The organism is Methanogenium sp. MK-MG (assembly GCF_009914725.1).
Taxonomy (GTDB): Archaea; Halobacteriota; Methanomicrobia; order Methanomicrobiales; family Methanomicrobiaceae; genus Methanogenium.
In genome coordinates this window covers 24,729-39,506 of sequence record NZ_JAAAWJ010000017.1, presented here as the reverse complement: position 1 = coordinate 39,506, position 14,778 = coordinate 24,729, and the positions used below count along the sequence as shown (strand labels likewise).

The 14,778-nt window shown below is 44.5% G+C and carries 14 protein-coding genes; 7 read left to right on the top strand and 7 right to left on the bottom strand.

Annotated elements, in window-relative coordinates; all coding sequences use genetic code 11:
• The first annotated feature begins 108 nt into the window (after nt 1–108).
• From MKMG_RS04435 to MKMG_RS04410, 6 genes are all read left to right on the top strand, one after another.
• Nucleotides 109–447, top strand: coding sequence for a hypothetical protein (locus tag MKMG_RS04435; protein ID WP_165076080.1), 339 nt, complete (start codon nt 109–111; stop codon nt 445–447).
• 153 nt (nt 448–600) lie between these two features.
• Nucleotides 601–1,341, top strand: coding sequence for a TIGR04255 family protein (locus MKMG_RS04430; RefSeq protein WP_165076078.1), 741 nt, complete (start codon nt 601–603; stop codon nt 1,339–1,341).
• Entirely contained in the window at nt 1,341–1,925 is a 585-nt protein-coding gene (locus MKMG_RS04425) for a hypothetical protein (protein WP_165076075.1), read from the top strand. Before MKMG_RS04430 ends, MKMG_RS04425 begins: the two co-directional genes overlap by 1 nt.
• Before the next feature lie 2 nt (nt 1,926–1,927).
• Nucleotides 1,928–2,290, top strand: coding sequence for a HEPN domain-containing protein (locus tag MKMG_RS04420; RefSeq protein WP_165076072.1), 363 nt, complete (start codon nt 1,928–1,930; stop codon nt 2,288–2,290).
• 202 nt (nt 2,291–2,492) lie between these two features.
• Nucleotides 2,493–3,752 carry an ATP/GTP-binding protein gene (locus tag MKMG_RS04415; protein WP_165076070.1) on the top strand — a complete coding sequence of 420 codons (1,260 nt, stop codon included), beginning with the start codon at nt 2,493–2,495 and terminating at the stop codon, nt 3,750–3,752.
• A 320-nt stretch (nt 3,753–4,072) separates the two neighbouring features.
• A complete protein-coding gene (locus MKMG_RS04410; protein ID WP_165076068.1) occupies nt 4,073–4,552 on the top strand; it encodes a hypothetical protein in 480 nt (159 codons plus the stop codon).
• 32 nt (nt 4,553–4,584) lie between these two features.
• On the opposite strand, the gene MKMG_RS04405 is transcribed toward MKMG_RS04410, so the two are convergent.
• Nucleotides 4,585–4,755, bottom strand: coding sequence for a hypothetical protein (locus tag MKMG_RS04405; protein WP_165076066.1), 171 nt, complete (start codon nt 4,753–4,755; stop codon nt 4,585–4,587).
• Nucleotides 4,756–4,905: 150 nt separating this feature from the next.
• On the opposite strand from MKMG_RS04405, the gene MKMG_RS04400 reads away from it, so the two are divergent.
• The gene (locus MKMG_RS04400) at nt 4,906–5,928 is read left to right on the top strand and encodes a site-specific DNA-methyltransferase (RefSeq protein WP_254059083.1); all 1,023 of its coding nucleotides are present in this window, start codon (nt 4,906–4,908) and stop codon (nt 5,926–5,928) included.
• On the opposite strand, the gene MKMG_RS04395 is transcribed toward MKMG_RS04400, so the two are convergent.
• The 6 genes from MKMG_RS04395 to dinD are packed head-to-tail and all read right to left on the bottom strand — an operon-like array spanning nt 5,923 to nt 14,745.
• The gene (locus MKMG_RS04395; protein ID WP_165076064.1) at nt 5,923–6,654 is read right to left on the bottom strand and encodes a M48 family metallopeptidase; all 732 of its coding nucleotides are present in this window, start codon (nt 6,652–6,654) and stop codon (nt 5,923–5,925) included. The two genes, MKMG_RS04400 and MKMG_RS04395, sit on opposite strands and share 6 nt — an antisense overlap.
• A complete protein-coding gene (locus tag MKMG_RS04390) occupies nt 6,651–9,608 on the bottom strand; it encodes a type I restriction endonuclease subunit R (RefSeq protein WP_165076062.1) in 2,958 nt (985 codons plus the stop codon). Before MKMG_RS04390 ends, MKMG_RS04395 begins: the two co-directional genes overlap by 4 nt.
• Nucleotides 9,605–10,627 (bottom strand): HEPN domain-containing protein, encoded by a 1,023-nt coding sequence (locus MKMG_RS04385; protein ID WP_165076060.1) that lies wholly within the window; start codon nt 10,625–10,627, stop codon nt 9,605–9,607. The genes MKMG_RS04390 and MKMG_RS04385 overlap by 4 nt, the downstream gene beginning before the upstream one ends.
• The gene (locus tag MKMG_RS04380) at nt 10,624–11,979 is read right to left on the bottom strand and encodes a restriction endonuclease subunit S (protein WP_165076058.1); all 1,356 of its coding nucleotides are present in this window, start codon (nt 11,977–11,979) and stop codon (nt 10,624–10,626) included. The genes MKMG_RS04385 and MKMG_RS04380 overlap by 4 nt, the downstream gene beginning before the upstream one ends.
• A 5-nt stretch (nt 11,980–11,984) precedes the next feature.
• Nucleotides 11,985–13,889: an SIR2 family protein gene (locus MKMG_RS04375; RefSeq protein ID WP_165076056.1), complete on the bottom strand. Its 1,905-nt coding sequence runs from the start codon at nt 13,887–13,889 to the stop codon at nt 11,985–11,987.
• Nucleotides 13,876–14,745: a DNA damage-inducible protein D gene (gene dinD / locus MKMG_RS04370; RefSeq protein ID WP_254059082.1), complete on the bottom strand. Its 870-nt coding sequence runs from the start codon at nt 14,743–14,745 to the stop codon at nt 13,876–13,878. The genes MKMG_RS04375 and dinD overlap by 14 nt, the downstream gene beginning before the upstream one ends.
• Nucleotides 14,746–14,778 lie beyond the last annotated feature (33 nt).

Below are 14,778 nucleotides of genomic sequence, written 5' to 3'. Positions count from 1 at the left end.
TATTTGACATGTTATGAGAATTTTACCCCTAGGTCTTGCCATGTTGTCACATTAAACAACCAAAGTATATAATTATGCTGCATAATCTAGGACAGTGCCGATTATTATTTGATCTCCTTTGAAAAGAACGGAATTCCTGTTGTTATCTCCATGATTATCATAAAAGATGATACTGCTATGTTTGGCGCATGTGCTGCACTTGAGAACGTTACCAGTATTATAATGCCGAGTCTTGAGGAAGCGAAAAAAGTCTTTTATGATGAAGGATATGAAGATCAATGGAGTTTTAGGCTCGTATGGAAACCCTGTGAACAGACGATGTCTAAGTTTATGCCGATATGGGAGTTTTCGAATGATATCAATGAAACGAAATATGTCGGGTATAACCAATTCAGGCAGCAGGTTATGGTATACGATGAACTTACTGCAAAAAAAGGTATGGGATGAATTAATTCCATCTTATTTTGATCCGGATTTTAGTAATTACTGAGGATTACTATTATCCATTTTTTCAAAAAATCAGAATGATCCGTTAAGAACCGTAAAATATAAGGACTCATTTAAGATAATGCAACACCACATTATTTGTGTGATCTATTAATGGCAGATCTCAAATATTCCCCAATACAAGAGGCAGTTTGTGAATTCAGATTCTCAAAAGATACCGAATGGAATGGGGATCTCGCTTTAATTTTATACGATAAATTAAAGGATGAATTCCCTGAGAAGAAACAAAAAATCAGCCATAAACTTGAATTTAAAGCCAATGAAAAAGGAATAGACAGTCAAAAAATTGACCCTGTCACCAATGACGTATTTCTCAGCGAAGACGGTAAAATCCTTATTCAGATATATCCCCGGATGATTTCAGTTAACTGTCTCAGACCGTATCCTTCCTGGGAAATCTTCAGTCAGAAAATTAATCTGGTCTATACTACACTACAGGAAATCGTTGAGATCAAAGAAATTGATCGAATTGGATTGTTATACATTAATAAGATAGAAATTGAGGGAAATATTGAAAAATTAAGTGATTATTTTAATTTTTATCCTCACGTATCCTCCGGACTCCCCCAGGATGTCGGAAATTTCATTGTTGGATGTGAATTTGTCCATAAAAACGGAGCAGAGTTGTCAAAACTGGATTTGGGAAGGACATTCCCCTCAAAAAAAGAGAGTAACGCATTTCTTCTCAGAGAGGAATACTATACCGCACCGAACCACCCTGTCCGGCCGGCAGATGCAATTGAATGGATCGGGAATGCGCATATGGAGTTAAAAAAGCTCTTTAATGGATGCATTACGGAAAAAATGAAAGAATCATTCAACGAGATGAAATAATGTATTTGAATCAGTCTTCAGTCTTATTGCCATTTGGTCAACAGGAAAAGGAATTCAGATTCCCGGAGGAATGCTTTAATGAAATTGAGGATTCTGATCCCTGGCTAACAAAGCTATGGAAACTTTTCATCCGCCTCTTTGGTAATACCTATTCTGATTCAGGGCAGGAACAGTTTGAGGAGTTTGCGAAATTATTTTTCCCCGAGATGTTTTCTGACACCATTAGTTCCTACTCTTCAATTGAAAATTCATTATTTGGACTGAACAAGTCTCTGGGTATTGAGTTTCCGAATGTCGATGCCGTGGTTGATTACAGCGTGAGAAATCCGGGATTTTATGATGTGTTGCTCTATGCTTCTATTCTGACGAAAGAAAAATTCGGGGAGGGAGCACAGATTTCTGTTGAACTGTATCGTGATCCTGAATTTAATGACGAATATGTTTCCATATATGTCCGGCAGGATTCGTATGATGACGATATTTTAGATCAGATTGAAGAAGTCTGCAATGAATACGAAGTGGCGTTAACAAATACTTCAGGCTGGTTGTTGGTAACAACGGATTTCAAACCAAAATCATCCTGATCATGTCTTTTCAATGGTCTCATTATATTGATATTGCACGTTTTCTTTTAGACAATATCGAAAATTTTAACGAAGAGGCCGCTTACCGCAGTGCTATCAGTCGTGCGTATTATGCCGCTTTTTGCCATGCGAAATATTATGCAAAAGACAACTATGGATTTGAGCCGGAGGATACTGCAGAGGATCATCTGAATCTTAGAGCCCATTTTCAGACGTCCGGACGAAGTGATATTGTAAGAAGTCTTCAACGACTACGACAATGGCGTAATAGCAGTGATTACGATGATCCCTCATATAAAGCAAATGAACTGAATGCCCGGCAGGCAATAGTGCAGGCAGAAAAAATCATTGGAAAATTGCGTTAATTCACTTTCTTGATAAAATAAGAATCATTTTGGGAATATTGTATCAAAAATCCGGAATGGTCAAATTTTATTTCACCACAATTTGAAAAATTTGAATGAAGTGGTAAACTTAGTTGCATATGTTACCCCAATCCAATATTAGATTCTACGAAAATTTCGTAGAATCAAAACATATATATCATTCAAGATAGGTATACACTGTATGCTTATAGAATACCGTGTCGAAAATTTCCGTTCTATCGCTGAAAAAACGACACTTAGTATGTTAACCTCAAAAGAGAGGAAAAAGGCATATAATCTCATTAAAGTGAAGGGAATTCCTGACATCACAAAACTCCTGAAAAGTTGTATTATATATGGCGCAAATGCCTCAGGAAAGACTAATCAGATTCAGGCACTCGATCTGATCAAATTTCTGGTATTAACATCAAAAAATCTCAATAAGGGTGACAAAATTCCCTACTTCCCGTTTGTTCTCAGTGCAGAATACGAGGGAAAACCCACATTATTTGAAATTGATTTTATCAGTGGCAATACCGAATACAAATATTCCTTTTCATACGATGCAAACGAGATCATTTCTGAAGAACTCAGCTACATAAAAAAGAAAGGCGAAATATTCATTTACAAACGCAACAGGGACACGTTAGAGGCCTTTGTCGATGAAGATGAATTACTGGGACTTTTTAAGCACACGGGAGAGAATGTGCTCTTTTTGTCCAAGGCCAACAATGAATACAAACCATTTGGAGAGGTCTTTGAGTGGTTCAATATTAACCTGAGCTATTTCGGACGGATATCTGATATCGGAGATAAATATAGCATTGATTATATGAATAGATCTGTTGAGAACAAAGAAAAGGTTCTTAAAATTTTAAAATACGCTGATTTTGATATATCTGATGTTTCAGGAAATGTGATCGAGATGGATAAATCAGAAATCCCGGATCATATTGTACAATTTATTGAGAAACGTACCGGTGAATCTTTGAGTGATAAGGAAATTGTAGGAACCGAACTTAAGAGTGTCCATATAAGAGATGACGGAAAAAACATCATAAATAAATTTGAAGAGTTTGAATCTGCCGGAACGAACGTCTTTTTCAATATGCTGGGAATCATTCTGGATACACTTGAAAACCATCAGCGTATTCTCGTAATTGACGAGTTTGATACCAGGCTGCATCCGGATCTGATCATGTACCTTCTGAAAATTTTCCATGATGAAAACAACAATATTGCAAATTCTCAACTTATTGTGACGACGCATAATACCAGGATTCTTGCATCGGATTTCTTTCGAAGGGAGCAGATCTGGTTTACGGAGAAGGATAAGAAAAATAAGAGTACAAAACTCTATTCCCTCTTTGATTACGAAGACAGAGTTGACAAATCTATTGAAAAAGGATACTTTACCGGGCGTTATGGAGGTCTTCCCGATATTTTTGACGGGAGGATATAGAGGATGGCAAGAGTAAGAGAGTCCAAAAATATTCCATTAAGACCTCTTGTAGTAATCTTCAGCGATGGCCAGACAGAGCTCAGCTACTTCAGATGCAAGATGTCAAACGTGGGCTGCATGCCAGCGAGTTTTTTCAGCCGGTTATAGAATATCACAGGGTAAATACCGGATTCAGACGATTACGGCTGAGATGAACAATAGCAGATATGATGAAAATATGCTGAGACAAAGATGAACGCAAATTACTCCTGGGAATAATTGCTGTGATAAAAAATTATTTTGAGTAATATTTATGTGGTGTCGCACACTATTAGGGGATAATGAGTCCGATTTCCAATGCCGAAATAAATGAAACAGAACCATCAAAATATCGGGTGATACAGCATGGCAGGTCATCTGACCCGACCGAAAAAATCAGGGAACTTTCCTTTATCCTTGATCACTGGGATGTGTTTACCGAAAACCTGGAAGACGAGATTCTGGATGAACAAATGTCAACGGCCATGATTGGGAGTGCATATACTCAGTCCAGTTCAGCGCTTACCCTTCGGCAACTGTTTGGTATCTGGCGCAACGGTAAAGGAATCCATGCCAGTTTCTATGATGAGAACCGCGAAACAATAACGGAACCGCTCTATATGGTCGGCATGGGCGGCAGCGTACTATCCGGTGCATTTGTTTTCTGGGGAATTGTGCCATCACAGGGATTGATTGTCATTTCCAACATCTCTCCCGAACCAGGGAAATGCAATGTGCGATCGAATATTATACGCTATCTAAAAGCATTCCGGGGAGAATAACAGCGCACAGAGCGTTGGCGTCCGGTGCCACTCTACCCCTGCCCGGCATCCTGGATCACACGTCGCCGGTCGTTGGTGTTGCCCGGAAGTTGTACGATCTGTGGTGAAGGGGCGTGGTGTATTACCCCGAAGAGCAGCGGAAGGGTGTCTGCGAAGCGTATGATGCCCGGCGGGTTCGGGAGGGGAATATGAGCGAGTGCCATATAGAAAAATCAGATGAATTCATTTTTTTGGATCACGGAGCATCCATCATCTCAACATCATGATAAAACAGCCACTCCAAGGGGTGGTCACGGTCAAAGACCATTTTGTATGAGGGCTTATTTATCTCATAAATCAAACCCTTAGTAAGTATGGGTATTGACGTCCTGGATTCACACGAAACAAATCATACTCGCGTCGAGATGGTTTTCAAAGTGAATAAAGAATCAGCAAACCTTCCAGTTACCGACTTTGTTCCTCAGAAAGCGTATCAAATAATGGAAGAATTTGGTCAGAAGGCAATACCAAAAATTGCAAAGGACCCGCAAATGATGCTGAATATTGAGCAGGGTTCCAGGCAAATCTATACCGAGCATCAATTTATCAATACGGATAGTAGGAATCTTAGAAGCATTCCAGACGAAAGTGTTCATCTTATTGTGACTTCTCCTCCATATTGGACGCTGAAGAAGTATCCTGAAAAAGATGAACAATTAGGCCAAATTGAAGATTACGAGAAATTTCTGATTGAATTGGATAAAGTGTGGGCACATATCTTTAGAATTTTAGTTCCCGGTGGGAGGGTTGTAATTGTTGTTGGTGATGTGTGCCTTCCGAGAAGGGAGGTTGGTCGCCACGTGGTTTTTCCATTACATGCCAGTATTCAGGAACACTGCAGAGAAATTGGATTTGACAATTTAACCCCAATAATTTGGTACAAGATATCAAATGCAAAATATGAGGCAAAACGTGGTAGCAGTTTCCTTGGAAAGCCCTATGAACCAAATGGAATAGTGAAAAATGACATTGAATATATATTATTTCAGAGGAAGTCGGGAGGTTATCGCAAACCGGATCTCGATTCGAGGCTCCTCTCGATAATCTCTGAAGTCAATCATAAAAGTTGGTTCCAACAAATCTGGGATATTCACGGTGCTTCTACGCGACAGCATCCTGCCCCATATCCTACCGAACTGGCTGAGAGATTAATCAGAATGTTTTCATTTGTTGGTGATACAGTCTTAGACCCTTTTTCAGGAACAGGAACAACCGCTATTGCTGCATCAAAATGGGGACGGAATAGTATCAACATTGAAATTGAGGAGCAATATTTCCATATGGCAACTGAGAGATTTAAGGGAAATATGAGTGGGAGATCCACCCCCCTCTTATAATACATATTTCCATCCGTTTTCAAGCAGACGCTCTTTTCGGATTTCATAATCCGGAAGAACTCTCCGGACAAGTGCCCAGAATTCTGCTGAATGTTCACGGTGAATTAGATGACAAAGTTCGTGTACCACCACATATTCAACCTGTGACATCGGCGCCATTGCGATACGGACATTGATATTGATCATGCCGTCCTTTGTGCAGCTCCCCCAGCGTTTCAGTTGATATTTGATATTAAGTGGGGGCATCTCAATACCCAGTCTTCTTGCATTTCTGGCAAGAATGGGTTTGATTCTTTCTTCTGCATGGGAACAGTACCATTGAAGGAGAGCCTTGCGAACAAGGTCTTTCTGATCATTAACATCTATGCCTTCCGGGATAGTTACCTCAAAATATCCGCCGCTGAGTTTGATTTTGGGCCCCGTCCCGTTGCATATGACTTTGAGACGATACTGTCTTCCAAGATACAGGAATGTCTCGCCGCTGACATACTCCTTTGTCATATCAATGAGTGAAAGCCGGTCAAACCATTGGATCTGTTCATAGATCCATGCTGCCTTTCTCCGTGCGATTTCTCGGATTTTTACTTCAGGAGTATCTGCAGGTGCCATGATCTCGACCGATTTGTCGGGGGATACGGAGATGCCCACCTGTTCCCTCCTGACACTGTATTTCACCGAGTATGAGATGTCAGTAGCTCCAAATCGAACTGTTCCGGTCTGCATCATCGGGGATATCTCCGTTCGGCAAGTTCCACAAGTTTGGAGGCAATATCCTGCATCTTTTCCTGTGGGTATTCCACCGAACGAAGTTCCCGTTTTATTTCCCGTCTCATCAATCGTTTTACGTCCTCCTTCTGGTGCCAGTCAATAACAACATGTGACTTCAGGATTTCGACTATTGCCGTGGCCGTGGTCCGGAGATCCGTCCCGTCTTCCACCTCTGATGTGAGGAGGAGATAAAAGGGAGCAACTTCTGTGTCCACACCAATATCCTTCGCCCGCTGTTCAGGATGCCGGGCATCTTCCAAGATTTCATGCAGGTGCATGATACGCTCGGCACCACCAATACGTTCCTGATGGTAATCATTAATAATCGATGCCAGGCGGTCTGAAAGTGATTGATAGAAGATTGGGTCCTCATCCATTTTCACATTGATTTCACGGGCAACGGCGTGCTCAATCATACTTGCCTTGGCATCGTCAGATGGCTGCCGGGCAACCTCTTTCTCGAATTCCGGTGAGAAGATGGAGAGTGGTTCAGTCATCTGTATGATCCCCCCGGCACGAATATGTGAATCGATGAGCTCCCGAACCTTTGCCCCACAATCATCCAGTGGGTCACGGTCTTCGCTGTAGCGGTTGCGGGCGGCAATGCGAATTGCGGCGAAGCGCTCGAAGGTTGGCCGGAATCTCAGTGCCTCAGGGTTCGGGAGAAGCATGTCCATGTATTTGGAGAAATCACGAAATGTGCGGTCAAATCTGAGGCGCATGTCTTCGGGTTCAAGATACTGAACGCATGCCTCTTTGAATACCTCAGGATCATCTGAGCGGGGAATCGTACTGAAAAGGTTTTTCGTTGCTCTGCATGCGGCCTGAAGATACGGGAGAACGATTGCGGAGAAATCGGTATGGATCAGCCCTTCGATGCCTTCTTCGCTGTACATGTTCAGGGCGGCCCGGAGTTCTTCGCTCACTCCCCAGTAATCTACCACAAGCCCATAGTTTTTCTTTGCATACCTGCGGTTTACCCGTCCCATTGCCTGTAGCAGGGTGTGTTCCCTGAGAGGGGCGTCCAGGTACATCACCTGTTCGCGGGGTGCATCGAATCCGGTAAGGAGTTTGTCACAGACGATGATGATGTTCGGTTCCTCTTCCTCCTTGAACTGTCGGATGATCTCCTGCTCTTCGGTCTTTGACCGGTGATAGGGAGTGAATTCCGCCTCGTCGTTATGCATCTTGGAGATGAGAACTTCACAGGAGGGCCCGCCCAGGCGGTCAATGGTCTCCTTGTAGCGTATAGCACCTCTGCGGTTCGGTGCGACAATCTGCGCCTTGAATCCGTTCGGAAGGATCTGTTCTTCATAATGCTTCAGGAGGTCAAGGCATATCATCTCTATTCGTTTTGGAGCGATGGCAATCGCCTGTTTAGTAACGAATTTCTTTACTATGCGGCTCCTGTCTTCCTCATCATAGTCCCGGAAGACCCGGTCAAATAGTTCGTTGATGGTATGGGTTCCGACGGCAATCTCTGCCATTCTCCCTTCGTAATAGATAGGGACGGTAATTCCATCCCGCACCGACTGGTTATGATCATATTTGTCAATGAGGCCCCCGAACGTGGTGAATGTGTCATGGCCACTTTTTGCGATGGGAGTTCCGGTAAATCCAATGAAGCAGGCGTTTGGCAGGGCCCGCCGCATATTGGCGGCAAGGGTATTGTACTGGCTCCTGTGTGCTTCGTCCACGAGAACGAAGACATTCTCTTTATCAGTGAGAAGGGGGAATTTTTCCGCTGCATCCTGGAATTTCTGGATGGTGGTCATGACCATGAGGCCCGCGGGCCTGCCGAGGATCTCTTTGAGATCTTTGATGCTTCGTGCATTGACCGGGTTCGGGAATCCGCAATGACTGAAGACCCCGTGTATCTGGTTGTCAAGGTCAGTCCGGTCAGAGACAACGACAATGGTCGGATTATTCAGTGTTTTTTCCCGCCGGAGTTTCACAGCCGTGCAGAGCATGGTGTGACTCTTTCCGCTCCCCTGCCAGTGCCAGATAAAGCCGCCTTCATGTGTCTCCCCGGTGCAGCGTTTCATGATCTTGTTGGTTGCCTTGTACTGCTGGTACCTGGCAATCTTTTTGATGACTTTCCCGGATTCCCGTTCGAAGACGATGAAGTTGCGGATAAGGTCAAGGAAGTTCTCCTTCTGGAATACGCCAAAGAGCATTTGATTCTGGAAGTTTGGCGTGACATTATATACTGACTGGAGGTCATTGAGTTCGAGGGGATAGGGGTCTTTCCACTGCGTCCAGTGCCGCCACGCGGTGAAATTTGTCGCAACCTTTGCGTCGTCACCGGATGCTGCTACAAGGACCTGAGCAATTTTAAACAGACGGGGACATCCCTCGTTTTTAAACTGGCTTCCTTTCTCTTGGTAGCGATTGATCTGTTCAATGCCCTGGTTGAGGGGTTTTTGCAAAAGGGGACTTTTACACTCGATGACGGCCAGAGGAAGGCCGTTGACAAAGAGGACAATATCAGGGATACATTCCCGGTAATGCTCTACGGGATACTGACGGATAAGGACAAAGTCGTTGTTGCTAATGGTGTCATAGTCGATGAGCTGCACGTCCCTTCCCTGCTGTCCCCATCTATCACCGAGGTCCTGCGTGACAGTTGTTCCTCTCTCAAGCATGCCGTGTATCTTCTCGTTTGCTTCAAGGGTAGTGGTTGCATGGACATTTGTGATGTTGCGGACAACATGACTGACGTTCTCATCCGATATCCATGGATTGAGTTCCCGAACCTTCTTTTCGAGGATACCAATAAGAACGGGCTCTTTTCGGGACGGCCGAAGGGCATCGGCGTCCCGGACTGAATATTCTGTCCATCCGAGATGGGTGGTGAGAACCTCTACCGCAGGGTCTTCAACGAGGCGAAGTTCATCCAGATTCCGGGTCATGAGGCATTCCCTCCCTGAATGTTCGGGTTGCTCTTTTTCAGGAGTTGGGGGGCCTTCTCCTTCCGGGGGAATACCTCCTTTTGAATCTCCGGAAGGTAGGTGAGATGGGAATAGAACCGTTCCATCTGGTCGAAGGTGTATTCGGTGAACCAAAGGATATCCTGAAGATTTGCGATGAGTGGCGCTTCATCAGTATAGAATTCCAGGGGGTCAATGTTCTCTTTCGTTGCATTGGGATACCGGGCCACCATCGCATGGGGAGCAGTGAGCAAAGAGAGGTAGAAGAGGGAAAATGCGGCGGTAATCTGTGAGATAATGAGGATGAAAAAACTTTCAAATAACTCACCCAAAGAAGAGACCTGTTGTGCAATTTCGTCTATTTTGCTGTTCATATTCTTCTTTCCTTCCGGGTTCATTGGAATGAGGTAAAGGAATATTTTTACCGCAGTCGTTACTTTGATGAGGCGACCGTTGAATACCTTTTCTCCAAGATTGTCCTGGATTACCTGATCCAGATCAAAAAATTCCTGGTTCATTTCGTCCACGACGGTCAGAAGGGCGTAAACTTCCTCTTCGCTGATATTGCATCTGTTGTATGCAGCCGCGGTGCGGAGTGCCTGAGTTTTGAATTCCTCAAATGTGTCCATTAATTTCCGGACATCCTCACCAATGAATGCAAGGGCGATCTGCATTTCTTCACGCTTCTCAATATCCTTCATGCTCTTTTTCAGGTCGTTGGAGAGCTGGATGATGAGGTCTGTGTAGGCTTTCTGTGGGTTGTGGCCAAGTCCTTTCACACCATCCAGTTCAATGACCCCAATCTGCAGGGCAAGGGATTTGACTGCCTTCTCAATTGCCTGCTGAAGAAGGAGAATGGCGGGCCGGTACAGTTTATTATCATAGAGTACCATTGACGCCTCAAGGTCTTCCTGGGCGATGGCAAAGAAGGAGGCGACTGCTGCCTCCGTTGCTGACATCTTTTTCATCCCTTCAGGCATGGGAGGCGGTGTTTGGATCATACTGCCTCTCCTTCGATACCGGAAGGCAGAGTTTCCTGTCTCATCTCCTCCGGCACCGGGACACGGCCCGTGAGGAGATCCTGCATGAGGGCAGTTTTTAGATTGTTGAGGTGATTTAGATACTGTTTCTCGACAAACGATAAATTAAAATCAATTGTTGTGAGTATAGATGCCACCTTTTTTTGTTCTGGAAGAGGAGGTAAGGGGACAAATATTCCTTTGATAATGGATATGTTTAATCCACCACGACCTTTTGCACCGGTAGAAAGATTTCTTAATTCTGCATATCTGCTATCTAGATTGTGATAAAGATATTTTGGGGATATCGTATTTGTATCAGAAATAATCGCAGCAATCGACTGATTTATACTGAGATCAATAAGATTCATTGCAGCCGTCCCTCTTGTTTTTCCCTGACCTGCTAAACCAATCAAAATAGATTCTTTTGGAACTATTTTTGCACTTGATTCTTTTAAGCCAATTTCAGTTATCCTGCCAGATACTTCATCAACAATTTTTTTGTTAAGATCTCCAGAACACATCCATGGGATTGAACCTCCCCAATATTCTGGATGTTTTGTTGAGGGGGTGCCTCCTGAAGTTGTTCGTGCAAAATCTTTGATTTTTTTGACATCCCACTCCACCGGCACCCTGCCAATTGGTGAGTCCTTAAACGCATGTGTCTCTTCACTCCGGACTTGGCCATCTTTATCGATGCCCCTTGTGAGGATGACCTGCATGAAGCCCCGTTTCAGCTCCTCAGTGCGGGCGATGATGGCTTCGGTGGTGGCGATGGCTTCGTCAACGGTGGTGAGGATGGAGGCGATGGCTGTTTGTTCCGAGTAAGGGGGAATGAGGACAAAAATCCCATTAATAATGGATAGGTTTAATCCACCTCGCCCTTTTGCACCCGTGGAAAGATCCCGTAATTCCTGGTATCTGCTATCAAGATTTTGATAAAGATATTCTGGGAGAATTACATTGCAATCTGGAATGATTGCTGCAATTGACTGGTTGATACTGAGGTCAATGAGATTCATTGCAGCCGTTCCTCTTGTTTTTCCCTGCCCCGCCAAACCAATCAATATTGAATTTTTTGGAATTATTTTTGCACTTGATTTTTTCAGACCAAGCTCAGTAATCCTGCCGGATACTTCCTCAACAATTTTTTTATTGAGATCTCCTGAATTCATCCAGGGGATGGACCCCCCCCAATATTCTGGATGAGTTGTTGAGGGAGTGCCCCCGGCAGTTGTTTTTGCAAATTCTTTAATTTTTTTGACATCCCAAACTTCTGGGATTATGCCCGCCTTGGTTTGTTTGTATCCATTTGGAATATCAATATCATCCATTTTTATCACCTTGCAGTAACTCCAAACGTACTTGGGTTCCCAAATCCTATCTCTGGTTTAATCTTGAAAAACTGACAATATTTCCCAGAAGCTTCAATTAATACATGCAGATTCCTTTTTACGGTGGAAGATTCAATTTCCGAGATTTCGATTTTTTCACAATATCTGTATACGTAATCATCCAGTGTCATCTGTCTGTCCCCGATATATCCGACATATTTGACCCAAGCTCTTGATTCGAGAGGACACGGTGGATCTTTTGGATTGCATTGTGATAAATCCAATTCACCCCCATGAATGTATGCAAGACCTGAAAAGAATTCAAAGACATCAAAATCCTCATAAAATGCTATTTCGTAAGGGATTATGGGTTGAAGAATTTCTTTGAGGATTGTTAAGGGATATAGGTGGGGCGTCCCACGTTTTCCGAACCGATCAAGATTAACATCAGTGATCAGACTTTGATCTGCCAATATTGTTTTCCAGAGGTTTATATCATCAAAATATGGGAATTTTTCCAGTTTAAATCCGGTATGACATCTGTATTTTGGTTCAAAGAGAACAGCACTCAGATTTGAAAGCTGCTGGTTATGCACTGCCGCAATTCCAGATGCATATATCACAAGGACCGCGGGATAGAAACACATCTTTGCAAGCTGCTGCATGAAATATGTCTCTTTATCGTGCAAACCATGAAAAATGTAATTTCCTTCAGGCACAGGTTTCTCAATCGCAAACAGCCGCTCAATAGTCATACTGATGAGATTGCTATACGTTCCATCCTCATAATATGCAAGAGCTGCACACATCGCAGCAAGAGGGGTGGTTATCCGTTCCAGATCTTCCAGAATGGAACGGAGATGGTCCTTCGCAATGACGTCACCCTCGGGCGGGTAATATTCAAACTCTTTCAGCGCATGCACCACACGGTCAGCCTCACTATTGATCACATCCGGGACCGAAAGATCGGGCCGGGGATCACGCAGGGCATCTTTGACCTTCTTTACCGCTGCTGCGGCTGAGAGGGTGGTTCTCGGTTCAAACCGGGAAAACCGTTCGAGGACTACTTCGACTGTCGTGAAGAAACAATCGGCATCGTTGATTTCAATTCGGGTGGGGGAGATTGCCTTGCATACTACGGACGGGACAACTGATTTGTCCCGCAGGCACCAGAATATCGGGTAGCGGGTGATATCATTAGCACAGAGAATCTGTAATAGACGGGTATCAAAAATTCCGGACCACCCGCAGATAACGAGGCCATATTCTGCAAAGATATGTCTCAGGTAGGTTTCAATATTCTCCGGATATTCCTTCAGATCCTCCGGAGTGATTCTGAGTGTTCCCCGTTCAAAGTCACCGTTGACCTTCAGAATCCGGCATCTGTCCGGGATAACAGACATCTGTTTGACATCAGATTCTTCGGTGATGACCTCATAACGAACCTTTTCTTCCCGTAATGCATCTTCCAGGAGGGTATCGAAATTGGTGGTGATGATGAGAGAGATCATCCCCGATTTGACCAGCCGTGCGATACAGCGGTGTGCATCGGTTGGAGGGACAGAAATCGGGTTGCCATCTCCATCGAGCGGATAGATAAATTTCTTCAACCCATCCTTCCGGTTATCTTTAGTAATACCCAGTTTTCTCATCAACCGTTCGAAAGTTGCCTTTTCGCCAAATTCTTCTTCGAACCATTTGAGGCAGATTTCAGTCTTTTCCCCGCCCGGTATCACTGTTTCCCAGTCATCATCCTTTCCGGCGGCAATCTCCCGAATCATATTCCCTGAGGCATCGCTTGCCGTCGGAAGGCCCGCAGAGACAGAGATGCCTGCACCCAGGAGGAGGGCATACCGTTTGGGTGAGGCATGAATTGCATGTGCAACCGGGATGAGATTATCTGTGTACATTGTCTCCCTCCTGTGGAGTCTCAGAACCGTTGTTGGGAAGCCTGCCTGCATCACCAGCGATATGTTTTTCCTGTTTTTTAACCCGGCGCTCAAGCTTTTTGAGGTCTTCTTCGGGAGGGAGAGCCTCCGGTGTGATGCCCCGTTTAAGGAGGAGTTCACGCACGTCCCTGTTGTTCACCACATGTTCACCCGTGATTCGGGCTTCACCATGCATGTCATCTTTCTCCACATTGAAGTTCGTAATCTCAGTTGCAAGGTTCTTCGCGGTGATCGTCACCGTCGGAAGGAAATCTGCCAGGGGGCGGCTGTTTGCTACAGCTAAACGTTGTTTCATATCCTTGGTTGTATGCCCACCGAAGAGGGCCTTGTCCCCTTTGCTCCGGATGCGGGCAAATCCGTCGCTATCGACTCCCCGCTCGTATATGTTGCGTGAAAGAGTCGTCTCCGACTCCTTCAGGCGTTCGCGGGCCCGCATGCGTTCCACAAGTTCGATATGCTCTTCAATCCGTTCCTGTTTCCGGGTCTGAACAGCGAAGTAACTCTGTGCGAAAGCAATTTCCTCTTTTCTGGGGTCACCATTCTGGGCAATGAGATAACAGGCGTAGCGGGTGAGCATCATATCCGGGATCTCACGTTCTGAGCCGGAACCCAGATAGACCATTTTCCCGACGTCGGGAAAATGGTCTGCTACATTCTGGCCTGCATTCGAACAGGCATCTTTTGCTTTGGTGATGACCTTTCTGAAGTTATCCCATTTCTGGTATCCCAGGAGCACCTGTAGATCCCTCGCATACCAGAACTCGACGCCATCAGCGGTATTGACATAATCCTCAAAGTTCTTGTGAAGACGATGCACTGTTTCAGACCTCAGTAAAACACCCCCTGCGGT